The sequence below is a fragment of the uncultured Pseudokineococcus sp. genome (assembly GCF_947499845.1).
Taxonomy (GTDB): domain Bacteria; phylum Actinomycetota; class Actinomycetes; order Actinomycetales; family Quadrisphaeraceae; genus Pseudokineococcus.
In genome coordinates this window covers 169,091-191,481 of the sequence record NZ_CANMPM010000002.1, presented here as the reverse complement: position 1 = coordinate 191,481, position 22,391 = coordinate 169,091, and the positions used below count along the sequence as shown (strand labels likewise).

At 74.6% G+C, this 22,391-nt stretch carries 17 protein-coding genes and 1 pseudogene; 6 read left to right on the top strand and 12 right to left on the bottom strand.

Annotation, left to right across the window (positions count from 1 at the left end; genetic code table 11):
* The first annotated feature begins 171 nt into the window (after window positions 1-171).
* Complete coding sequence (locus tag Q0789_RS02865) at window positions 172-1,134, top strand: dienelactone hydrolase family protein (protein ID WP_298801916.1); 963 nt, start codon at window positions 172-174, stop codon at window positions 1,132-1,134.
* Between the two features lie 178 nt (window positions 1,135-1,312).
* Here the strand turns inward: Q0789_RS02865 and Q0789_RS02860 are convergent, their stop codons facing one another.
* Entirely contained in the window at window positions 1,313-2,248 is a 936-nt protein-coding gene (locus tag Q0789_RS02860) for a M56 family metallopeptidase (RefSeq protein WP_298801914.1), read from the bottom strand.
* Window positions 2,249-2,264: 16 nt separating this feature from the next.
* The gene (locus Q0789_RS02855) at window positions 2,265-2,639 is read right to left on the bottom strand and encodes a BlaI/MecI/CopY family transcriptional regulator (RefSeq protein WP_171202443.1); all 375 of its coding nucleotides are present in this window, start codon (window positions 2,637-2,639) and stop codon (window positions 2,265-2,267) included.
* A gap of 151 nt (window positions 2,640-2,790) precedes the next feature.
* Here Q0789_RS02855 and Q0789_RS02850 point away from each other — a divergent pair, with 151 nt between their 5' ends.
* The 3 genes from Q0789_RS02850 to cydD are packed head-to-tail and all read left to right on the top strand — an operon-like array spanning window position 2,791 to window position 8,933.
* Window positions 2,791-4,341 carry a cytochrome ubiquinol oxidase subunit I gene (locus tag Q0789_RS02850; RefSeq protein ID WP_298801909.1) on the top strand — a complete coding sequence of 517 codons (1,551 nt, stop codon included), beginning with the start codon at window positions 2,791-2,793 and terminating at the stop codon, window positions 4,339-4,341.
* A 51-nt stretch (window positions 4,342-4,392) separates the two neighbouring features.
* Window positions 4,393-5,418, top strand: a complete 1,026-nt coding sequence (gene cydB, locus Q0789_RS02845; RefSeq protein WP_298801907.1) for a cytochrome d ubiquinol oxidase subunit II — start codon at window positions 4,393-4,395, stop codon at window positions 5,416-5,418.
* Window positions 5,415-8,933 (top strand): thiol reductant ABC exporter subunit CydD, encoded by a 3,519-nt coding sequence (gene cydD / locus Q0789_RS02840; RefSeq protein WP_298801905.1) that lies wholly within the window; start codon window positions 5,415-5,417, stop codon window positions 8,931-8,933. The genes cydB and cydD overlap by 4 nt, the downstream gene beginning before the upstream one ends.
* A 130-nt stretch (window positions 8,934-9,063) precedes the next feature.
* Here cydD and Q0789_RS02835 read toward each other — a convergent pair whose 3' ends face one another.
* The 4 genes and pseudogenes from Q0789_RS02835 to Q0789_RS02820 form a co-directional block, all read right to left on the bottom strand.
* A complete protein-coding gene (locus tag Q0789_RS02835) occupies window positions 9,064-10,824 on the bottom strand; it encodes an FAD-binding oxidoreductase (protein ID WP_298801904.1) in 1,761 nt (586 codons plus the stop codon).
* A 5-nt stretch (window positions 10,825-10,829) separates the two neighbouring features.
* Complete coding sequence (locus Q0789_RS02830; RefSeq protein WP_298801903.1) at window positions 10,830-11,669, bottom strand: 1-acyl-sn-glycerol-3-phosphate acyltransferase; 840 nt, start codon at window positions 11,667-11,669, stop codon at window positions 10,830-10,832.
* Between the two features lie 176 nt (window positions 11,670-11,845).
* Window positions 11,846-12,991 (bottom strand): phosphoserine transaminase, encoded by a 1,146-nt coding sequence (gene serC, locus Q0789_RS02825; RefSeq protein ID WP_298801902.1) that lies wholly within the window; start codon window positions 12,989-12,991, stop codon window positions 11,846-11,848.
* Window positions 12,992-13,136: 145 nt separating this feature from the next.
* Window positions 13,137-14,673, bottom strand: a pseudogene (locus Q0789_RS02820) (class I SAM-dependent DNA methyltransferase).
* Between the two features lie 253 nt (window positions 14,674-14,926).
* On the opposite strand from Q0789_RS02820, the gene Q0789_RS02815 reads away from it, so the two are divergent.
* Together Q0789_RS02815 and Q0789_RS02810 are read left to right on the top strand one after the other, a co-directional pair.
* Complete coding sequence (locus Q0789_RS02815) at window positions 14,927-15,613, top strand: hypothetical protein (protein ID WP_298801900.1); 687 nt, start codon at window positions 14,927-14,929, stop codon at window positions 15,611-15,613.
* Entirely contained in the window at window positions 15,570-16,709 is a 1,140-nt protein-coding gene (locus Q0789_RS02810) for an XRE family transcriptional regulator (RefSeq protein WP_298801899.1), read from the top strand. Before Q0789_RS02815 ends, Q0789_RS02810 begins: the two co-directional genes overlap by 44 nt.
* A 208-nt stretch (window positions 16,710-16,917) precedes the next feature.
* Here the strand turns inward: Q0789_RS02810 and Q0789_RS02805 are convergent, their stop codons facing one another.
* Genes Q0789_RS02805 through Q0789_RS02780 form a run of 6 tightly spaced genes read right to left on the bottom strand, consistent with a single transcriptional unit; the run spans window position 16,918 to window position 22,187 of the window.
* Window positions 16,918-17,664 carry a DUF429 domain-containing protein gene (locus Q0789_RS02805; RefSeq protein ID WP_298801898.1) on the bottom strand — a complete coding sequence of 249 codons (747 nt, stop codon included), beginning with the start codon at window positions 17,662-17,664 and terminating at the stop codon, window positions 16,918-16,920.
* A gap of 29 nt (window positions 17,665-17,693) precedes the next feature.
* Window positions 17,694-18,905, bottom strand: coding sequence for a Fic family protein (locus tag Q0789_RS02800; protein WP_298801897.1), 1,212 nt, complete (start codon window positions 18,903-18,905; stop codon window positions 17,694-17,696).
* On the bottom strand, window positions 18,905-20,095 hold the full coding sequence (locus Q0789_RS02795) for an AAA family ATPase (protein ID WP_298801896.1): 1,191 nt from the start codon (window positions 20,093-20,095) through the stop codon (window positions 18,905-18,907). Before Q0789_RS02795 ends, Q0789_RS02800 begins: the two co-directional genes overlap by 1 nt.
* Window positions 20,096-20,147: 52 nt before the next feature.
* Window positions 20,148-20,336, bottom strand: a complete 189-nt coding sequence (locus Q0789_RS02790) for a hypothetical protein (RefSeq protein WP_298801895.1) — start codon at window positions 20,334-20,336, stop codon at window positions 20,148-20,150.
* 13 nt (window positions 20,337-20,349) lie between these two features.
* Entirely contained in the window at window positions 20,350-21,129 is a 780-nt protein-coding gene (locus Q0789_RS02785; RefSeq protein ID WP_298801894.1) for a winged helix-turn-helix domain-containing protein, read from the bottom strand.
* A complete protein-coding gene (locus tag Q0789_RS02780) occupies window positions 21,126-22,187 on the bottom strand; it encodes a hypothetical protein (protein WP_298801893.1) in 1,062 nt (353 codons plus the stop codon). Before Q0789_RS02780 ends, Q0789_RS02785 begins: the two co-directional genes overlap by 4 nt.
* Window positions 22,188-22,391 lie beyond the last annotated feature (204 nt).

The following is a 22,391-nucleotide window of genomic DNA, read 5'->3' as shown; positions in this document are numbered from 1 at the left end:
TCGCCCTCACGGGGGACGGGTGCGGGGCGATATGGCCACACGTCGCCCTCCTGGTGGTGGGTGTAGGGCGATATGGCCACACGTCGCCCTCCCGGGCCGGGGGGCGTGGGGGCGACGCGCCGGCGCCGGCCCTGGGGTGCGCGGCGGGGACGAGCGGACGAGGGTGCCCGCATGACGACGACCACGGTCCCCGGCCCCGACGGCGACAGCGCCACGGGCATGCCGGCGTACGTCTCGACGCCGCCGGCGACGCGGCGCGACCCGGGGCCGTGGCCGGGCGTCGTCGTCGTCCACGACGCGTTCGGCATGTCCGACGACATGCGCGACCAGGCCGACTGGCTCGCCGCCGCCGGGTACGTCGCGATGCTCCCCGACCTCTACGCGAAGGACGGGCGCACGCAGGGCTGGGGGCGGGTGCCGTGCGTCGCGCGCACGCTGCAGCAGGTGAGCCGCGGCGAGGGGCCCGCCTTCGCGCGGATCGAGGCGGCGCGGGCCGCGCTCGCCGCGCGCGAGGACTGCACCGGCACCGTGGGCGTCATCGGGTTCTGCATGGGCGGCGGGTTCGCGCTCCTGCTCGCCGGGCGCCCGGGGTGGTCGGCGGCGTCGGTCAACTACGGGATCCTCCCGGACGACGACGCCGCCCTCGACCGCGCCGTCGAGGGGGCGTGCCCGGTCGTCGCCAGCTTCGGCGGGAAGGACAAGATGCTCGCAGGGGGCGCCGCCCGGGTCGCCGCGGCGCTCGACCGCGCCGGCGTCCCGCACGACGTGCACGAGTACGCCGACGCGCAGCACGGCTTCATCACGCGGACGGCGGACACCTCGCCGCTCGTGCCGCTCATGCGCCGGGTCATGGGCCTCTCGCACGACCACGAGGCCTCCGCCGACGCGCGGCGCCGCATCCTCGCCTTCTTCGACGTCCACCTGCGCGACGGCGGTACCGGAGCAGGTGCCGAGCCGTCGGAGGTCGCCGCCGACGACGCGTCGGGCGCACCGGCGAGCGCGGACGTCGTGGCCGAGGCGGGCTCCGACGACGCGCCGTCCGCAGCGGGGGAGGCGCCCGTCGGCTGGATCGGCGCCGCCCGGCCGGGCACGACCCGCGTGGGCCGGGCCGCCGGGGACATCACCTCCGACTGACCGCACCGCCGCCGCACTCCGTCGACAGATCGCCGTCCGAGGACGCTCAGGGCGGCACGTCGTCGACGCGACGCCGTGAGGAGGGGTGCTGAGGGGGCACGTCGTCGAGACATCGCCGTGAGGGGGTGCGCTGCGGGGCGCTTCGTCGGCAGGACGCCGGGGGAGCGGCCCCGGGCGCTCAGCGGCCGAGGAGCGGCGCCGCGGCGAGGGCGTCGACGAGCCAGGGCCAGACGAGGAAGACCGTCGGCAGCACGAGCACGGCGACCGCGAGGGACAGGACGCCGGCGCGCAGGCGCGACGACGTCGGCGCGGCCCCGCGCAGGCGCTCGAGCCGCCGGTCGCGGTCGGCGGCCTCCCCGGCGGGCGGGCCGTCGGTCGCGGTGGTCGCGAGGTCGCCGGTGGACGTCATCGTCACGAGCGCCTCGCGCAGCGGCCCCGCCCCGGAGCGGGCGCGCGCGACGTCGTCCGCCGCCATCTCGAGCAGCAGGTGGACGGCGTCGAGGGCGGTGCGGCTGCGCAGCGGCGCGGGGACGGCGCGGTGGACGGCCGTGAAGGACTCGAGGACGAGGTCGTGCCGGGCGCGCAGGTGCGCCTGCTCGTGCGCGATGACGGCGCGGACCTGGTCGCTGCTCAGGGCGTCGAGCGCGGCCCCGCTGACGACGACGCGCGGCGAGCGGCCCGGCAGGCAGTAGGCGAGCGGCAGGGGCCCGTCGAGGACGCGGAGCGGCGCGGCGCCCGGGGTCTCGAGGTCGGCGTGCTGCTCGGCGCGGTCGAGGAGGTCGACGAGCTGGGCGTGCCGCGCCCGCCGCCGCCGCGAGTGCACCATGACGCCGGCCAGCGACACGAGCAGGCGGGCGGTGATGAGCGCGGCGACGAGCAGGGCTCCCACGAGCGCCCAGGCCTCGACGTCCGGCCCGGTGTCGAGCGCCCGGACGAGCTCCTCGGGGCCGACGAGCACGACGCCGACCGCCGACAGGACCGAGGCGAGGGTCACGGCCTGCCACAGCAGGACGGACGCGCGCGGCACCCTCGCCGTCCACCGGGCGCGCGCCAGGGCCTCGGGGACGAGCAGCGACAGCGCGAGGCCGAGGGCGCCCAGCGCGATCGACGTCACGCGCGCGCGGCCGGGCTCAGGCGGGGCGGGAGGCCTCGAGGGCCGCGCGCAGCGCGGCGGCCCCCTCGGGCCCGACCCGGCCGACGAAGTGCACGAGCGCGGCGTCGCGCGCGGCGTCGTCGGGCGCGGCCCCGAGAGCGTCGAGCATGAGCGCCGCCGTCATCTCCTCGCGGGTCTGCACGGGGGCGTAGCGGTAGGCGCGGTCGGCTCGCTCCTGGCGGACGACGCCCTTCTTCGCCAGGCGGTCGAGCACCGTCATCACGGTCGTGTAGGCGAGGGAGCGTCCGGCGCTGAGGCTCTCGTGCACCTGGCGCACCGTCATCGGCTCGCGCGCGCCCCACAGCTGCGCCATGACCTCGCGCTCGAGGTCTCCCAGTCCCGTCCCGGCCATCGGGCGAGCGTACCGCCGCCATGAGGCTGACGACGACCGCTCGTCGTACGCCGCACCCCGTACGCAAGCCGACGTACGACGGTGCGTAGTATCTACGGCGAGCGTCGTAGAGGGCGCTCGGGACTCCCCCGACGGGCAGGACGGACCGGCCATGGCGCTCGACGTGCTCGACATCACGCGGCTGCAGTTCGCGGTCGTGACGATCTACCACTACCTGTTCGTGCCGCTGTCGATCACGCTCGCCGCGGTGACGGCCGGGCTGCACACGGCCTGGCACCGGACGGGGCGCGAGCGGTACCGCCGCCTCACGCTGCTCGTCGGCAAGCTGCTCCTCGTCACCTTCGCGGTCGGCGTCGTCACGGGGCTCGTGCAGGAGTTCCAGTTCGGCCTGGGCTGGAGCGACTTCGCCCGCGCCTACGGCGACGTCTTCGGGCCCACGCTGGCCATCGAGGGGATGCTCGCCTTCTTCCTCGAGGCGACCTTCCTCGGGCTCTGGTACTTCGGCTGGGACCGCCTGCCGCGGCGCCTGCACCTCGCGACGATCTGGGTCGTCGCCGTCGGGACCCTCATCTCGGCGTTCGTCATCCTCGCGGCCAACGCCTTCATGCAGAACCCGGTGGCCTACACCTGGGACGCCGAGCGCGGCCGGGCCCGCCTCGACTCCTTCCTCGGCCTCATGACCAACCCCGTGAACCTCGCGGCGTTCCCGCACACGATCGCCGGCGCGGCCATGCTCGGCGGCGCCCTGCTCCTCGCCGTCGGCGCCTGGCGCCGCTGGGTGCACGTGCCGACGGCCTCCGGCCTCGGCGAGCCGGGCGAGCCCGAGGACGGCGACGACCACGAGCAGCGGCTCGCCTTCGGCACCCTCGCCCGGGTCGGCGCCTGGCTCACGCTCTCCGGCGGCGCCCTCACGGCGCTGACGGGCGACGTCCTCGGCAAGGTCATGACGCAGGTGCAGCCCATGAAGATGGCGGCCGCCGAGGCCCTCTACACGACGACGGCCGGCGCCCCCTTCTCGATCTTCGCCATCGGTCGGCCGGGGGGCGGCGAGCCGTTCTTCAGCCTCGACGTCCCGTACCTGCTGTCGGTCCTCGCCGTGGGCGACCCGACGGCGATCGTCCAGGGCATCGACGACCTCCAGGCCCAGTACGCCGCGCAGTTCGGCCCGGGCGACTACGCGCCCGTCGTGTGGATGGCCTACTGGTCCTTCCGCGCCATGATCGGCATCGGGATGGCCGCCGCGGCGATCGCCGCCGCCTACCTCTGGGCGACCCGGCGCGGGCGCCAGCTCCCCGTCGGGAACCGATGGGTGCGCCGCGCGCTGCGCCTCCTGCCGGTGCTGCCCCTGCTGCCCGCCGCCGCCGGCACCTTCGGCTGGGTCTTCACCGAGACGGCCCGCCAGCCGTGGCTCGCCTTCGGGCTCACCCGCACCGAGGACGGGATCTCGCCGGGCCTCACCGCCGGCGAGGCGCTCGCCGCGCTCGCTGCCTTCACGGTCGTCTACGGCGTCATCGCCGTCGTGTGGACCCGTCTCGTGCTCCACATCACGCGGCAGGACCTCGACACCGGCGCCCTCTCCGGCGGCGAGCGGGACGACGCCGACGGCCACGGCGGCGACGGCCACGGCGGCGACGAGCCGGCCGCCGACGGCGAGGGCGCGCCGGGCGGCCGCCGCCAGGGCGACCTCGCGCCCAGCTACTGACCCCCCCTGCTGACCCCTCACCGCTGACCCGCCTCGAGCTCGGAGACCGCCGTGGACCTCGTCACCGTCTGGTTCGCCCTCGTCGTGCTGTGCTGGGTGCTCTTCTTCGTCCTCGAGGGCTTCGACTTCGGCGTCGGCGCGCTCGCCCCCCTGCTGGGCCGGGACGACCACGAGCGCTCGGCGGCCGTCCGCACCATCGGCCCGTTCTGGGACGGCAACGAGGTGTGGCTCGTCGCGGCCGTCGGCGTCACCTTCGCCGCCTTCCCCGACTGGTACGCGGCGCTCATGTCCGGACTCTTCCTGCCCTTCGTGCTCGTCCTGCTCCTGCTGGCGGGCCGCGGCGTCGCGCTGGAGTTCCGCGGCAAGCACGCCGGCGCCGCGTGGCGCCGGCGGTGCGACGCGTGGCTCGCCGCGACGTCGCTCGGCGTCGTCGCCCTCTTCGGCGCGCTCCTCACCGTCCTCGCCCGCGGCCTCGCGCTCGGGGCCGACGGCGAGGTGACGTCCGCGGGGGGCCTCGGGGCGGGCTTCGCGCGGACCCTCGCGCCGCTCGCCTCGTGGGAGGCGCTGGCCGGTGCCGTGGTCGCCGTCAGCGCGGCGCTGCTGCTCGGCGCCACCTTCATCGGCCTGCGGACGACGGGGCCGCTCCGGGTGCGGGCGCGGCGCACGGCGGTCGTCGTCGCGGGCGTCGGCGCGGGTGCGCTGACCGTCGTCGCCCTGGTGACGGCTCTCGTCGGCAGCGGGCCTGCCGTCCTCGAGACCGGCGCCGCCGCGGTGCTCGCCGTGGTCGCGCTGCTCGTGGCCCGGCGCCGCGAGGCCGCCGCCTTCGCGGGCACGGCCGTCGTCGTCGCCGCCGGCGTCATCGCGGCGCTGACGGCGCAGATCGCCGACGGCGTCGTCCTCGCCAGCACGCTCGACCCGGCGTGGTCGCTGACCCTCGCCTCGGCGTCGGCCACGGACTCGGCTCTCCGGCTCATCAGCTGGGCCGGGGTGCTCGTCCTGCCGGGAGTCGTGGCCTACCAGGCCTTCTCGTACTGGGTGCTCCGCCAGCGCGTGGCCAGCGAGCGGGTGGCGACGTGAGCGGCGGCGCCGAGGGCGCTGCCGGACCCGCGGCCCGTCGTCGGCCGCGCGGCCCGGTCGACCCGCGGCTGCTGCGGCAGGCGCCGGGCGCCCGTCCGTGGGTGGCGGCCGTCGTCGTCGCGTCGGCGCTGCAGGCGCTCGTCACGGTCGCGCTGGCGGGCGTCCTCGCGGGGCTCGTCACCGCGCTCGTCGCCCTGGCGGACCCGGGGCGAGCGGGGGAGCGGCCCGCCCTGGGCGTCGACGGCTGGCTCGCCCTGCTCGCCGCCGGGCTCCTGCTGCGGGCGGTGCTCTCCTGGGCCGAGCGGGTGCTGACGACGCGGACCGGGGCGGTCGCCGTCGACGAGGTGCGGCGGGCCGTCCTCGCGGCGGTGGTCCGGCGCGGCCCCGCGTGGGTGGCGCAGCACGGGCCGTCGCGGCTCGGTGCGCTGCTCACGGGCGGCGTCGACGCGCTGCGGCCGTGGTTCGACGGGTACCTGCCCTCGCTCGTCGTCGCGGCCGTCGTGCCGCCGCTCGTCGTGCTCGCCATGCTGCTCGTGGACCCGGCGTCCGCGCTCGTCGTGCTCGTCACGCTGCCGCTCGTCCCGGTGTTCGCCGCCCTCGTCGGGTGGGCGACCGCCGAGCGCGCGCAGCAGCGGTGGGAGGCGACGCAGCGCCTGGCCGGGCACTTCCTCGACGTCGTCCAGGGGCTGCCGACGCTGCGGCTCTTCAGTCGCGCGCAGCGCCAGGTCGCCGTCGTCGCGGACATGACGCGCCGGCAGGCCGCCGAGACGACGCGGGTGCTGCGCCTCGCCTTCCTGTCCTCGACGGCGCTCGACCTCGTCGGGACGCTGTCCGTCGGCCTCGTCGCCGTCGAGGCGGGCCTGCGGGTCGCCGCCGGCTCGATGGACCTCCTGCCCGCCCTCCTCGTCATCCTCCTCGCGCCGGAGGCCTACCGGCCGCTGCGCGAGGTGGGCGCCCGCTTCCACGCCGCCGCCGACGCGACCGCCGTCGTCGACGAGGTGGATGCGGTGCTCGCGGGCGGGGGCGCCGCCTTGGCACGCCCCGCTCCGGTGACGGGCGAGCCGTCGCTCGCCGCCGCGGGCGTCCGCGTGCGGCACCCCGGCGCCGTCGTCGACGCGCTCGACCTGCCGCACCTCGCCGTGCGTGCCGGCGAGCTCGTCGCGCTGCGCGGCCCCTCGGGCGCCGGCAAGACGACGGCGCTGCGGGTGCTCGCCGGGGTCCAGCCGGTGGTCGCCGGCTCGGTCGCCGTCGGCGGTCCTGCCGCCGGAGGCGGAGGTGGTGTCGGGGGCGGGGTCGTCCACGTCCCGCAGCGGCCGACGCTGCCGCACGCGCGCACCGTCGCCGACGCCCTCGCGCCCCTCGCCACGGACGACGAGCGCTGGGCGGCCCTCGCCGACGTCCGCCTCGCCGCCGAGGTCGCCGCCCTGCCGGAGGGCCTCGCGACGCCGCTCGGCGAGGGCGGCGCGGGCCTGTCGTCCGGGCAGCGCCAGCGCCTGGCGCTCGCCCGCGCGCTGGCGCTCGCGGCCCGGCGCCCCGTCGTGCTGCTGCTCGACGAGCCGACCGCCCACCTCGACGCCGACGCCGAGGCCGTCGTCGTCGCGCGCCTGCACGAGGCCGCCACCCGCGGCTGCGCGGTGCTCGTCGTCTCGCACCGCCGTGCCCTGCTCGCCGCCGTCGACCGCGCTGTCGACGTCGTCGCCCCCACCCCGCACTCTGTCGACACATCGCCCTCGGGGGGTGCCTCTTCCGGGCACTTCGTCGACACCTCGCCTTCGCGGGGTGCCTCTTCCGGGCACTTCGTCGACACCTCGCCGTCCGGGACCCCGTCCCGGCGACACGGTGTCGACGAGGTGCGGGGGACGACCGCTGCGGCCGGTGGGCGCGCAGGGCGGGTCTGGCGCTGGGCCTCGGGCCGGCCGGGCACCGCCGTCGCGCTCGGGGCGTCGTCGTGGGTGTCCGGGCTCGTGCTCACCGGCGCGGCCGCGTGGCTCCTCGTCCGGGCGTCGGACCTGCCGCCCGTGCTGAGCCTGTCGACGGCGGTCGTCCTCGTCCGCGGGTCCGCCGTCGCGCGGCCGCTGCTGCGCTACCTCGAGCGTCTCGTCAGCCACGAGGTCGCCTTCGCCCGCCTCGGCGCGTGGCGCTCGCAGGTCTACGCGGCGCTCGTGCCGCGCGTGCCCGGGCCCGGGCCGCAGCGGCGGGGGGCGCTGCTCGCCCGCGTGGTCGACGACGTCGACGCCCGGGTCGACGGCCTCCTGCGCGGGCGGCTGCCGGCGCTCGCGGCGGCCGTGCCGCTCGTCGTCGTGGTCGGCGTCGCGACGGCGCTCGCGCCCGCGGCGGGGGCCGCGGTCCTCGTCGGGATCCTGCTCGCCGCCGTCGTCTCACCGCTCGTGGCAGACCGCATGGCGGGTCGGCGCGAGGCCGCCGTCGCCGGGGCGCGCGCCGAGGTCGTCGACGCCGTCACCGAGACGCTCGACGGCGCCGAGGAGCTCGCCGTCCGCGGCGAGGCCACGGCGCTCGCGCTCCCCGCGCGCCGCAGCGCCGCGCTCGCCGCGGCCGAGGCCCGCAGCGCCCGGGAGGCGGGCCTCGCGACGGCGCTCGGCCACGCCGGCGTGGGGGCGGCCGTCGTCGGCGTCGCGGCCGCCGTGGCCGCGGCGCTGCGCGACGGCGCCCTCGGCGTCGAGGCCGCCGCCGTCCTCGTGCTCGTCGTCCTCGCGCTCACCGAGCCCGCCCAGCAGCTCGTCGACGCCGCGCTCGCGGCCCGGCGCGCGCGCCAGGCCCGGGCCCGGCTCGACGCGCTCGCGACGGCGCCCGTCGTCGTCGCGGAACCGACGTCACCTGCCCCGCTGCCGGTCTCGTCCGCGCTGGAGGTGCGGGGCCTCGTCGCCGGCTGGGACCCGGCGCGCCCCGCGGCACTGGACGGCCTCGACCTCGACGTCCCCGACGGCGGCCGCGTCGCGCTCCTCGGCCCGTCGGGCTCGGGCAAGTCGACGCTCGTCGCCGTCCTCACCCGCCTGCTCGACGCGCGCGCGGGCGCGGTGCGGCTCGGCGGCGTCGACGTCCGCGCGCTGGCCGGGGACGACGTCCGCCGCCGCGTCGCGGTCGTCGGCGACCACGGCGACCACCTCTTCGCCTCGACCGTGCGGGAGAACCTCCGGCTCGCCCGCCCCGCCGCGACGGACGCCGAGCTCGTCGCCGTCCTCGAGCGGGTCCGGCTGGGGGAGTGGCTCTCCCGCCTGCCCGCGGGGCTCGGGACGTGGCTCGGCGAGGGCGTCGTCTCGGGGGGCGAGCGCCGTCGTCTCGCCGCGGCGCGGGCCCTCCTCGTCGACCCGGCGGTGCTCGTCCTCGACGAGCCCACCGAGGGCCTCGACGAGCCGACCGCCGAGGCCCTCGTGGCCGACCTGCTCGACGCCGCCTCCGGTCGCGGCGTCCTGCTGCTCACCCACCGGCCCGAGGGGCTCGACCGGGTCGACGTCGTCCACCGCCTCGGCGCCGGGGCGCTGGCCGCCCTCCCCTGACGAAGAAGGGCTACGAAGTCCGTCTCCGGCGCCTCTGGCGGGGGAAAAAGGCTACGAACTCCGTCCCGGAGGCCCTCTTGAGCGGAGAAGGGCTACGAAGTCCGAGGAGAGGGTCCGAGGCGGCGGAGCGTCAGTCGACGATCGCGCCGGGGTTCATCTGCCCCTGCGGGTCCACCGCGGCGAAGAGCTCGCCGAGCATCGCGCGCCCGGCGGGGGAGATGTCCTCCGCGAGCCACTGCGCGTGCTCGGTGCCGACGGCGTGGTGGTGCGAGAGGGTGCCGCCGGCGTCGACGAAGGCCTGCTGGACGGCGCCCTTGACGACGTCGTACTCCACGAGCGGCGTCTCGCTCACCTGCTGGAACGCGAAGGTGAAGTACAGGCACGCGCCGCCGTGGTAGCTGTGCGACAGGTGGCACATGATCCAGCCCTTGACGCCCACGCGGGCGAAGGCGCGGTCGGCCTGCTCGCGCACGTGGCGGTACAGCGGCAGGAGGGTCGACCAGGACGCCGCGGTGTCCGAGACGTCGGCGAGGGCGCCGCGGTCGAGGATGTAGTCGCGGATGTAGGGCGTGTCGAACTTCTTCTGGTCGTAGAGCGTGCCCGGGCCCTTGCCGACGACGATCCCGCCGTGGGCCTTGACGATCTTCTTCACGATCGCCTGGTTGGCCTTGACCGCGTCGGCGCCGCCCTCGAAGCCGACGAAGGACAGGCAGATCGCGTCGAGGTCCCACCCGCGGCGCTTCAGCACGGTCTTGAGCCCGGAGCTGACGAGGTGGGAGACGCCGCGGCTGCGCTTGCCGGTGGCGAAGGAGAACGCCGTCTCGTTCGCGTCCGACACCCGCGTGAGCACGGTGGAGGCGTCGCTCGCGGCGATGTCGCGCATGGCGGCCAGGCCCGCCTCGAACGAGGGGTAGAAGTAGCCCAGGATCTGCCGGTTCTCGGGCAGTCGGTGGACCTGCACCCACGCCTCGGTGATGACGCCGAGGCGCCCCTCGGAGCCGATGAGCATGTCGCGGACGCTCGGGCCCGTGGCCTCGCTCGGCACCGGGCGGGTGGCGACGGTGCGGCCCGGCTGGACGACGCGGAGCGCGCGGGTGAGGTCGGCGATGTCGCCGTACTTGTCGGACTGCGCCCCGGACGAGCGCGTGGCGATCCAGCCGCCGAGCGTCGAGTGCGTGAAGGAGTCGGGGACGTGGCCCATCGTCCAGCCGCGCGCGCCGAGCTGGTCCTCGAGGTCGGGGCCGAGGACGCCGGCCTGCACGCGCGCCAGGCGCGAGTGCTCGTCGACCTCGAGCACCCGGTTCATCCGGCCCAGGTCGAGGGAGACGACGGGGCGCTGCTCGTCGGCGCGCGGGTGCAGGCTGCCGGAGATGCTGCTGCCGCCGCCGAAGGGGATGAGCACGGCGCCGGCGTCCGCCACGGCGTCGACGACGGCGCGGACGGCGTCCTCGTCCCCGGGGTAGACGACGACGTCGGGCGTGCGGGGCAGGTCGCCCGCGCGCAGGCGCAGCAGGTCGCGCAGGCTCTTGCCGTAGGTGTGGACGACGCGCTCCATGGCGCCGGTGTGCACGTGGCCGTCGCCGGCCGCCGTCCGCAGCGCCGCGAGCAGCTCCTCGGGGGCGCGGCTGTCCGGCACCGGCAGCTCGTCGAAGTCGAGCGCGGGGCGGCCCGGGGTGTCGAGGTCGACGCCGACCTTCTCGAGGACGAAGGGCTGCAGCTTCGGCTTGTCGCGGTGGTCGAAGCTGACGCCCTCGCGGCCCCAGCCCCACCACTTCATGTGCTGGACGCCGCTGCCGCCGTCGCCCTCCCGGGCGTCCTGCGCGGCCTGGTCGGTGCGCGGCGAGCGCCCGGGGGCGTCGAGGGGGGTGGTCTGCGGCGCCGCGTCGTCCATGGGGCTCATGATGCCCCCGCGCCGGGGCGCCCCTCGTCGCGGCCCGGGTCGGGCGCCGTCGAGGCGTCGTCCGGGTCACCGGAGGCCTCACCCTGCGGAGGGAGGGACGCCTCCGCAGGGTCGGCGGCTCGCCGCGCCTCGGTCTCGACGACGGCGACGACGCCCGGGCCGCCCTCGCCCTCGCCGTCGGCCTCGTCCTGCCCGTGCACGAGCCGCTCGACCGCGAGCGCCACCCGCTGGGTGAGGGCTCGGGCGTTCTCGCCCTCGCGCGGGTGCAGCGGCTCGCCGACGACGACCCGCACGGGCGGGCGCCCGGGCAGCGGCCAGCTGCGCCCGCGCGGCATCGCGGCGTAGGCCCCCACGAGGCCGACCGGCACGACCGGGACGCCGCGCGTGACGGCGAGGGCGGCGGCGCCGACCTTGAAGGGGGCCATGGAGCCGTCGCGCGAGCGGGTGCCCTCGGGGAAGAGGAGCAGGGGCACGCCCTCGTCGAGCAGCTGGGCGGCGAGGCCGCGGTGGCTGCCCCGCGTGCCCCCGCGGTCGACGGGGAAGGCGTTGAAGACGAGGCCCGTGATGCGCGCGCGCCACCGCGCGTCGAAGAAGTAGTCGGCCGCCGCGGCGACGGCGAGCCGCTGGCTCACGCGCGGCGGCAGCGCCCCGAGGACGAGCGGCGCGTCGAGGTGGCTCGAGTGGTTGGCGACGACGACGAAGGGCGTCGGCAGGTCGCGGACCCGCTCGGCGCCCTCGACCTCGACGGAGACCACCGACCGCACGAGCGGGCGGAGGACGAGGCGCTGGAGGACGAAGCGGGCGCCGTCCACCGCCCACGCTGCGGTGCGGGACATGTCGGGCAGCCTACGGACCGGGGCCGCGGCCGCCCCCCGCGCCGAGCCCTGCTCGGCGCAGGCCGCTCCGGCGCGCGAGGCCCGCTCGGCGCGGCGCACGGCCATGCGGGCCCGCGCGGCGCCGCCGGGGGCGGGGCTGCGACGTCGGCCGTGGCGACCGCTCGGGCCGGGGCCCCTCACGACAGGGCCTCCACGACCCAGTCGACGCACGCCGTGAGGGCCTGCACGTCGGCGGGCTCGACGGCGGGGAACATGCCGACGCGCAGCTGGTCGGGCCCGAGCGCGCGGTAGGGGTCGACGTCGACGACGCCGTTGGCGCGCAGCACCGCGCGCACGGCCGTGGCGTCGACCGGCGCGACCACGTCGACCGTGCCGACGACCGGGGAGCGGTGCGCCGGGTCGGCCACGAAGGGCCGGGCCCACTCCCGCTCCTGCGCCCACGCGTAGAGGTGGCCGCTGGAGGCCGCCGTGCGCTCGGCGGCCCAGGCGAGGCCGCCCTGCTCGAGCAGCCACTCGAGCTGGTCGACGAGGAGGGCGAGGGTGACGACGGCCGGCGTGTTGAGCGTCTGCTCCTTGCGGCTCGCCTCGAGGGCCAGCGGGAAGGACAGGGACGCCGGCGTCCAGCGGCCGAGCGCCGCGACCTCCTCGGCCCGCGCCAGCGCGGCGGGGGAGCAGACGGCGAGCCACAGCCCGCCGTCGGAGGCCAGCGTCTTCTGCGGGGCCAGGTAGTAGACGTCGGTCTCGGCCAGGTCGACGGGCACGCCGCCGGCGGCCGACGTCGCGTCGACGACGACGAGCGCGTCGTCGTCGGCGCCCGCCGGCCGGACCACGGGGGCCACGACGCCGGTGGACGTCTCGTTGTGGGCGTAGGCGTACGTGTCGACGCCCGCGCGGACCTCCGGGACGGCGAGCGACCCGTGGGGCGCCCGGACGACGTCGGGCTCAGCGAGGAACGGGGCGGCGGCGAGGGCGGTGGCGAGCTTGGCCGTGAACTCGCCGTAGACGCAGGCCTGCGCGCGCTCGCGGACGAGCCCGACGGTGAGGACGTCCCAGAAGAGCGTCGACCCGCCGTTCCCGAGGACGACCTCGTGCCCGTCGGGGGCGCCCAGCAGCGCGGCGAGGCCCTCGCGGGCGCGGCGGACGAGGTCCTTGACGGGCGCCTGCCGGTGCGAGGTGCCGACGACGGTCCGCGCGATCCCGGTGAGCGCCGCGACCTGCGCCGGGCGGACCTTGCTCGGCCCCGACCCGAAGCGGCCGTCGGCGGGCAGCAGCTCCGCGGGGATGCGCAGGTCGGGCGCGCGCACGCCGGCCGGGGTGGTCACGGCGGGCATCTTGGCGCACGCGCGGCGCGACGGCGGGGTCGTGTCCGCCCGCGTGCGCGTCGGCGGGGTGGATCGGACACCCGGGCGGGGGAGCGGTGTGCTGAGGACGCGGTGGGCCGCGTCCTCAGCACACCGCTCCTCGCGGTCAGTCAGCGACAGGTGACGGGGCCTCGCGCTCGGCCGCCGACGCCTCGAGAGCCGCTGCCACCGCCTCGAACTCGGCCAGCGCCGCGGTGAGGTCCTCGACGATCTCGCGGGCGATGACCTCGGGCGCGGGCAGCGCGTCGAGGTCCTCGAGCGAGGCGTCGCGCAGCCAGGTGATGTCGAGGTTGGCCTTGTCGCGCGCCACGAGCTCGTCGTGGGCGAAGGAGCGGAAGCGCGCGCTCTCCTCGCGCTCCGCCCGCGGTCGTCCGGGCTTGTAGGACTCGACGAAGTCGTCGAGGTGGCGCCGCAGCGGGTTCTGCTTGAGCGTGAAGTGCTGGTTGGTCCGCAGGTCGTAGACCCACAGCCGCTCGGTCCACGGCCGCTCGTCGCTGCGCGCCTGCCGCTTGTCGAAGAAGAGCACGTTCGCCTTGACGCCCTGCGCGTCGGATGCCCGTCGGCAGCCGCAGCATCGTGTGGAGGTCGAAGTCGCGCACCAGGCGTCGTCGCAGCACCTCGCCGGCGCCGCCCTCGAAGAGCACGTTGTCGGGGAGGACGACGGCGGCACGCCCGTCGATCTCGAGCAGGCTCATGATGTGCTGCACGAAGTTGAGCTGCTTGTTCGACGTCGTCGCCACGAAGTCCTGGCGCTCGATCTCCCGGTCCTCCCGCACCTCGCGGCCGTCCGCGCCGACCATGGTCAGAGACGACTTCCGCCCGAAGGGCGGGTTCGAGAGGACGACGGTCGCGCGTCTCGACGGCGGTGCGATGAGCGAGTCGCGGACGTCGACCGGGCTCTTTCCGCCGAGCTTGCCGATGCCGTGCAGCAGCAGGTTCATGGCCGCCAGGCGTGCGGTGCCGTCGACCAGCTCCGTGCCGAAGACGAGTGTCTCGTCCAGATGCTTGCGCTGCGGCGGCGTGTAGTCCCGGGACGCCGGCGCCTGAGCGACGTGCTCGTGGGCGGCGAGCAGGAAGCCGCCGGTCCCGGCCGCAGGGTCGATGACCGTGTCGGTGACGGTCGGGTCGACGCAGTCGACGACGGCCTCGATGAGCGGCCGTGGGGTGAAGTACTGCCCAGCACCGGACTTCACGTCCTCGGCGCCACGGGAGAGCAGCTCCTCGTACGCGTCGCCCTTGATGTCGGTGCCGGTGCCCGACCACGCCTCCTTGTCGATGAGGTCGACGACGAGGCGCCGCAGCTTCGCCGGGTCCTGGATGCGGTTCTGCGCCTTGCGGAACACGGTTCCGAGGACGCCGCGCTCGCGGCCCAGCTCCCGGAGGATGCGCGAGTAGGTGTCCTCGAGGTCCTGCCCCTCCGCGTCGAGGAGCGTCTGCCAGGACAGCTCCTTCGGCACGATGCGCTGCTTCGGCGCGCTGTCGCGGCTGGCGAAGGGGTTGGCCCGCTCGTCGCGCTCGTGGGCCATCTTGAGGAAGAGCAGGTACGTCAGCTGCTCGGTGTACTCGATGGTGCCGACGCCGTCGTCGCGCAGGACATTGCAGTACGACCAGAGCTTGTCGACGAGGCGGCGGGCGTCGGTCATGGGCGCATCCTGCCGGTCGCTGCCGACCGTCCGTCTCCGCCGATACCTCGAGAAACATGCCCGTTCAGCACATCAAGGATGCCTTGGGGCGACCGGCCAGCGGTCCTGCGTGACGCCCCGTCGGTGGCGAGGCGGGGCGTCGTGGCACCTCACGGCTGCAGACATCGTGCGGCGACACGCGCGCTGACCTGCTGGTCTTCTGGTTCTGCGCACTCTGGTGAGAGGCTGTGGCTCCACACCACGGGGAGGTCTCATGACCGCAGTGCCGCAGGGAGAGGGCGCCGTCCGCGTCGTCAGCGGGCGCGACGTCGACCGTCGGCTCGAGGAGCTGGGTCTCGCGCGGGGCGTGCTCATCATGGCGCTCGAAGCGGGGCAGACGTCCGCACAGCAGGCGACCGAGCACCACCCCGTGACGGCCGCCGGCATCCTGCGCTGGCTGGCCACCGTCGAGACGCTTCGACGCGAGTTGGAGGTCCAGCTCGACTGGGTGCCCGACGACGTCCGGAACTCCCCGCGTGTGCTGAGCCCTGACCGCACCACGGCGGTCCTCGTCGCACGGGGCGACCGGGGGACGGGAGAGGTCGAGGTGACGCCGCAGACCGCTCGAGCTCGAGGTCGGTCGACCGTCCAGGCGGTCAACATCAACGAGCAGATGGCGCTGCCCCTCGACGTCAGGGTCGTCGCGGATCCCTCCGCCGAGCGCACCGACGGCGTGCAGACGTGGATCCTCCTGCACTACCTCAGTGACGAGGATCCGCAGCAGCTCAGGGCCGAGCTGTCCCTGCCGGTCCGCGTCGACGAGACTGGTCACGTCACCGGCTGGGTGGAGCGCATCCTCCTGCCGCCGCTGACCTTCGGACCCGACGTGGGGTCGGCGCGGGATGCAGGTGACGACGGTGAGGGAGACGGCGATGTCGAGGTCCGGGTCGGGCGCCGCTGAGTCGCAGCCCATCGACCCCTCCCGCGTCACCATCGCGCGGCAGCGGCGCGGGTTGACGATGACCTCGCTCGCCCGGACGTTGGGTGTCACCCCGCGCACCGTCAGCACGTACGAGCGGGAGGGCGCCCCTGCCAAGGCCGGCGAGGCCCTGGCCGAGGCCCTGGACGTGCCGAGCGAGTTCCTCCGGCGTCCCGCCCTGGACCTCGTCGACGACGAGCGCGTCGCCTTCCGCGCCCGCCGGCGGACCTCCGCCGGGCAGCGTGCCGCGGCCACCGCGGCGGGGCGCATCGGGATCGAGCTCTACGCCTGGTTGCTCGAGCGCTTCACGGTGCCGGACGTCGATCTGCCGGAGCTCGACCACGACGACCCGGTGCGTGCTGCGTCGGCACTACGGGGGCGGTGGGGCCGGCCGACGGGACCGGTGCCGAACCTCGTCCACCTCGCCGAGGCCCATGGCGTACGGGTCCTGACCCTGCCCGCCGGCGCGGCGGAGGTCGACGCCTTCAGCGTGTGGCACGACGGGGCGCCGTACGTCTTCCTGACGACGTCGAAGACGCCGGAGCGGGCCCGCTTCGACCTCGCGCACGAGCTGGGGCACCTCGTGCTGCACTCACGCTCCGGGGGTGGTGACCTCGAGCGCGAGGCGGACCAGTTCGCCGCGGCACTGCTCATGCCGGTGGAGGAGCTCCGCACCCGCGTCGGTCGGGAGGTCGCCGCGCCGCAGGTCGTCCGCAGCAAGGCGTATTTCGGGGTCTCAGCTATGGCGCTCAACCGGAGCCTTCACGCGGCGGGGCGGATGAGCGACTGGACCTACCGTCAGAACTGCGTACGCCTGACCCAGATGGGGTACAGGGCAGGTGAGCCGGCGGGCATCGCCCGCGAGCGGTCCAAGGTCCTGCGTATCGTCTTCGACGCTCTCCGGGAGAGCGGGACGACGACGCGCGACGTCGCCGATGCGCTCGGCCTCCGCCCTGAGGACGTGCACGACCTCACCTTCGGGCTGGCGATGACGACGGTGGCGCCGTCACTCGCGCCGGAGGGCCAGCCGTCGCCGCAGGTGGGTCGACAAGGGCTCAGGCTCGTCCGCACGACCTGAGCGGATCAGGAGGGGGTCCTGGACCCTCGTCTCCGTGGTCGGCGGTCACAACGTCTCTGAGAAGTCTTCGTCGAGGCGGTGCAGCGTCACGGTCGTCTCCGCCTGCACCCTCCCTGGCCGGTGTGGTGACGTGACATTGGTAGCCCCCGGCACAACTGATCGTCCGTACCACGCTCGCCCTACGCCTGACGAGGCTCCCTCAAAGACTTTAGGAGCTGAGGTCCCTGAGCGCGGACGTCGGCACGGCGATCCAGCCCTCGCGCCGGGCGCGGGCCCTCGCAGGCGTGTCTGTCGGCGCGGACGTGAGCCCGAGCGCGGCCGCGCGGGCGGTCAGTGCAGCGACCAGCGCGTCGAAGGCGTCGTCACGCCGCCGGCAGAGGTCCTCGTGCTCACCGAGCCACAGCCACGGCGCGGCCTCCAGGAGGCCGTCGACGAGCGCCCCGAGCGCCGCCGTCCGAGAACTGCCCTTGTACCCGCGGGAGCCGAGACCCCAGACCGCAAGAGACGCCGCGGGGTAGACCTCGACGACGACGCCCGTGCCCGCACGGTCGACAGGCGAGCCCGCGGCGGCGAGCCGGCCGAGGAGGTTGGCCGCCCGCATCGCGGTCAGGCCGATACGGTCCGCGGCCACGCTGAGCGGTCGCAGCCCCGTCGTCTGCGTGACCGCCACGTCGGTGGCGCGGTTGGCCAGACCACGGCGCCAGTCGGCGTCGTCCAGCGCGTGGGGCTCGAGGTGGTCGGTGTGGTGCCTCGTCAGCATCTCGACGAACACGTCGGGCCAGCCGAGCGGGCAGTCGAGGCCGAGCTTCGTCGACGTCGCCGCCGCGTCGACAATCGCACCGTCGTCCACGCCGAGACGAAGGTCTGTCAGCACCGCGCCGTCGGTGCCCCACCGGATCGTCGCCATCCCCGTCTTCACGGGCTCCGTCGCCAGGTCGACCCCGGTGGTGATCACGCGCGGACCGTACTGGCCGGCTCGGGCAGTCAGACGGTCCGTGCTTCGGTGACCGGTGGCGATGCTCGCCGGATCTCGTCCATGAGCTCGGGGAACGGGTCCTCGAGTGGCCGTCGTCCGGAGCGCATAGCGAGAAACGGGTGCATCAGCCGCTCGGTCGCCTCGTAGTAGCGGCCTCGGGTCTGCCCGTACGGGTGGAGCAGGCCGGCGTCGACCAGCCGTCCGAGGTCGCGGGTGGCCGTCCGGTCCTCGAGGCCGGCGCGACGGGCGTACGACGGTCGCTGGATGCGCGCACCCCGGACGGCGTCGAAGAGCAGGTCGGCGGTGCGCTCCGGCAACCCGTGGTCGGTGACGAGCGCGTCGATGGCACTCCAGAGTTCCTCAGCCTCGCGGAAGCGCCGCGCCTGCGTCTGCGCCTGCATGTGGTGCGCGCGCAGACAGAACTTGACCCAGAGGTGGGCGTCGCGCTCAGGCCGCCACGCGCCATGGCCCGTGGCGGCGAGCACGCGGTAGTAGTCCTCGGTGTTGCGGCCGAGCCACTCCTCGATGCTCGAGAAGCTCGGTTCGAGGACGTCGTCCTGGGCGAGCACGAGGGTCTGCAGGGCGCGGGCCATCCGGCCGTTGCCGTCGCGGAAGGGATGGACCATGACGAGGTTGAGATGCGCCATCGCGCCACGCACCAGCGGGTCGGTCCCGCGGTCTGCGTCGAGCCGCTCCGCCAAGGCGTCCACGAGGGCCGGCACGGCGTCGCTGTCCGGCGCCTCGTAGACGGCCTGACCGGTCGCCTCGTCCTGGACGTAGACGACCCCGGGGCGGTACTGGCCAGGGCTCTTGCTCAGGTCGTGCTCGAGCAGCATGAAGTGCATCGAGCGGAGGGTCATCGCGTCGAGGCGGAAGCCGGGCGTGGACGCCAGCTGCAGCACGTAGGTGAGGACGCGGCGGTAGCCGACGATCTCGGCCCAGGTCCGCTGGTCGGCGCTCATCGGCTCGTCGTCGTCGACCGCGGCGAGGGCGTCCTGCTCCGACACGACGTAGCCCTCGATGCTGTTGGAGCCGCGGATGGCTTGCGCCTGCGCGGAGCGCCGGAGAATTGCGGTCGAGCGCGGAGATTTCTGCAGCGCCGAGGATAGGCGCCTGTGCACGTCGTTGATCTGATGGAGGACGTGGCGATCGTGCCGGTCGAGTGACGGACTGTCGTAGACGCGACTCGTCTCGAGTTGCCTGAGGCGCTTCTCTGCCATCAGGCCGGTGGGACGTCGTCCAGGGCCATGTAGCGGTGCATGAAGCGGTCGAACTGCGGAACGGTGAACTTGGCGTAGCCATACCGGGGTGTGTAAAGAAGTCCCTTGTTGATGAGGCGGGCGCGCAGCGGCGCCACCTGCTCCGAGGCCTTGCCAAGTACCTCGGCGACGTCCGAGGCCTTCTGCGCCTCCGCTCCGAGCTCGGCCATGGCGCGCATGTAGCGCAGCTCCTCGGGGGTCGACCGCTGGACCCGGCTACGGAAGAAGGAGCTGTCGAGCTCCGCCTCGACGAGGTCCACCGCCGCTCGTGCGTCAGCGGCCGTGATGGTGGGCCCCTCGGCGACGTCCCACACAGCCCTGCCGAACTCCTGGATGAAGTACGGGTAGCCGTCGGTGTAGCTGACGACGTCGGTGACAGCGGCGGCGGCGAAGGTGACGCCCTCAGCGCGCGCCGGTTCGACGAGGGCTTCCGCGGCCGCCTCCGGGGGGAGCGGTCCGATCTCAGGGAACTTGAACAGTCGCTCCGCGTAGGATTTGGCGTCGCCGGCCAGTCCGGGCAGCTGGGGCAGACCTGCCCCAGCGAAGGTCACCGGCAGCTGGCGTTGGACGGTGCGGTGCACTGCGCCTATGAGCGCTTCGAGCTCCGTCTTGGAGAGGAACTGCACCTCGTCGAAGAGGAAGACGACACCTCGGTCTCGCTCGCGCGCTGCAGCGCCGAGCGCCTCGAAGACGTCGGCGAGGTCGTCGTTGAGGTTGCCGGTGTCGGCCAGCCCGTGCTCGGCTTCGACGTCGAGCCCACCGGTCAGGGAGCCGTCCGGTTGCACCGTGAGGGAGAAGGACTTGATCACGCCCGCGGCGGCTCGTGCGCGAGAGCCCCACCGGGCCTTGGGCGAGACCTGGAGGAGTGCGCGACGCGCGAGGTTGGCGAGCTGTGGCCCGAAGGGCGTGTTCTTCGAGACCTCGGCGTCGATGGCGACCCAGTTCTCGTCGGCTGCGACGGCCTGGTACTGACCCAGCAGCACCGTCTTGCCGACGCCTCGAAGGCCAGTGACCACGACGGACTGCTCGGTGTATCCGCGGCCGAGGCGGCGCAGCAAGATGCGGAAGTCTTCGACCTCGGCGCGCCGACCGGCGAGGTAGCGCGGCGATGCGCCTGCGTTGGGCGTGTAGGGGTTCGTAGCTCTGTCCACGTCGGAACCTTAACCAGTTGGACGCACTTTAACAAGATGCGTTAAGGCGCGCTCAACCTGTCAAGGGGCGTGGGGCCTGGAAGGAGTCCTGGTCGAGACGGTGCGGCGTCACCGTCGCCTCGGCCTGCACGCCGACGCCGTGGCGGAGCATGAGGGCGGCGAGGCGGGCGCCGGCGACGAGCTCGACGCGGTGGCTCACCTTGTCGGTCGTCTCCCGGGCGTCCTTGGTGAAGGTGCTCATCGTGATCCTCTGCTCATGACGAGCGGGCCCCTCGATCACCTTGGTTGCTCGCGAGGGCGCCGACGAAGCCCTGCAGCTCGGGCCTGCCGACGGAGTGGTCGGCGGCGTAGCGCCTGGCCTGGAGGTAGATGCGGTCGAGGCCGAGCGAGTCCTGGCTGATGATGCCGTCGATGCCCCCGTCGCCGGAGGCGCCGGAGTGCTCGAGCCGGCCCGCCCGGCCGTAGCCCATGGCGCGCAGGAGCTCGAGGACCAGTCGTTCGAAGTCCGTGGGGGTGAGGGCGAGGGCGCGGTCCAGCAGCTCGCTCTCGACGGCGGCGCGGTTCTCGGCGACGGCCTGCGCCAGCAGGTCCTGCGGCGACGTCGCTGCGGTGACGTCCGGGGCCTCGTCGGGCGTCGTCGGCGTGGTGCTCACGACGGGGTCGACCGAGGGCGGCGCTGCCTCGGCCGAGGTGCGGCTGCGGAAGTCGCGGTAGGCCGCGAAGGTGGACAGCGCCGTCATGTCCACGCGGTCCGGGTGCGCGGCGAGGACCTCGGCGCCCGCGTCGGTGAGCACGAGGTGGCCGCGCTGTGGCCGGTGGACGACGCCGGCCTGCGCCATGTGCGTCACCGCCCACCCCACGCGGTTGACGATGAGCCGCGCGCGCCCGCTCGGCAGCAGCTGCGCCCGCTCGGCGTCCGTCAGCTCGAAGGGGTCGGACATCCGCTCGGTGAGGTCCCGCACCCGGTGGGGTTCGCGCTCCACGAGCTCGGCCAGCAGCGGGCGCATGAGCGTCTGGAAGTCGGGGACGGTCACGACGCCGCCTCGGCCAGCTCCTCCGCGACGTCCATGTCGCTGGACCGGCCCGTCAGCCGGCCGGTGAAGGCGGCGGTGAGGAAGGCGCGACGGAGTGCTCGACCGCGTCGCGTCGCCACGGCGACCGCTTCCTTGAGGCCTTCAGCCTCGGCGTCCACGGCGGCCGCCTGCGCGACGATGCGGTGTTGGTCGCCCAACGAGGGGAGGGGTACGGGTAGACGCACGTACTCGGACGCCTTGATGTTCCGAATGTTGGTCGACGCCTTCTGCATGCTGAGGGTGTCGCCGCGACTATGCAGGTGATTGAGATAGAGGTGCAAGAACCGGGGTAACGCGCACCGCGGGTCGGGGCGCATCAACTGCATGAAGTTGGCGCACACGGAATCCTGGGTGACCGCTTCGACGAGGCCAACGCGCCCGATCGGTTGCTTGGGCCCCCCGCCGGATTTCTCAAGCAAAAGATCACCCACCTGTAGTCGTCGGCTCGCGAGCTGACCAGGTGAGACCGAGCGTCGCGCGGCAGTGCGTTCGTCGAGCCGGCCACCGGGACGGAGCTCGGTCACACGGAGCACCGCCACGTCGACTGCTTCTTCACCCGGTGCGCTGCCCCAGACGCCGCCGATCGAAACGTCCAGGAGGTCTTCGAGCGCAGTCGCCGCAGAGGGGGCCCCCGCGAGGAGGCGCTGGACGGTCGAGAGACGCATCGCCTCAGCGCGTGCGTGAGCCGAGGCGAGGTAGGCGTCGGCGGCGTCGAGGCGGGAGAGGTGGTCCTCGAGGACGGCGACGATGCGCCGCTGCTCGTCGAGCGGCGGTAGCACCAGAGGCGTACTCCGCAAGGAAGGTCCGCTGATCCCCGATTGGCCAGCCGTCGTGCGGATCAACGGTTCGATGTGGGCGCGCGCGTTAGCAGATGCCAACTGGTGGTTGACGAAGCGCGCGTCGTGCCCGCTACTGAGTGAGAACTTGATCAACTTATCCGGATGAAGAATGTCGCGCTCGACACCGCTGACGAGGCCCGACACGCCCACCAAGTGGCGCGAACCGTTGTAACGCGTCACGAGGAGATCGTCATCGCGGACGCGGAACTCGTCGACTTGTAAAGTCGATCTCTTGTACGTATTTGACGTCGGAGAGATCGACGCGCCCAGCCTTAACCGCACTAATGCGCAGGATCGGCGTGCCGGGGGGCTCGTTGCTCGGGCGTCGAGCGAAGATGCCGTTCCGGACGCGCGTGCTGATCTCGCCCAGAGTGGCGGGTCGCC

Coding starts and splice junctions, on each gene's coding strand:
- Q0789_RS02865 (WP_298801916.1), top strand. CDS start 172: ATGACGACGACCACGGTCCCCGGCCCCGACGGCGACAGCGCCACGGGC.
- Q0789_RS02850 (WP_298801909.1), top strand. CDS start 2,791: ATGGCGCTCGACGTGCTCGACATCACGCGGCTGCAGTTCGCGGTCGTG.
- Q0789_RS02790 (WP_298801895.1), bottom strand. CDS start 20,336: ATGAGCACCTTCACCAAGGACGCCCGGGAGACGACCGACAAGGTGAGC.
- Q0789_RS02815 (WP_298801900.1), top strand. CDS start 14,927: ATGACCGCAGTGCCGCAGGGAGAGGGCGCCGTCCGCGTCGTCAGCGGG.
- Q0789_RS02855 (WP_171202443.1), bottom strand. CDS start 2,639: ATGGCCGGGACGGGACTGGGAGACCTCGAGCGCGAGGTCATGGCGCAG.
- Q0789_RS02830 (WP_298801903.1), bottom strand. CDS start 11,669: ATGTCCCGCACCGCAGCGTGGGCGGTGGACGGCGCCCGCTTCGTCCTC.
- Q0789_RS02800 (WP_298801897.1), bottom strand. CDS start 18,905: ATGGCAGAGAAGCGCCTCAGGCAACTCGAGACGAGTCGCGTCTACGAC.
- Q0789_RS02835 (WP_298801904.1), bottom strand. CDS start 10,824: ATGGACGACGCGGCGCCGCAGACCACCCCCCTCGACGCCCCCGGGCGC.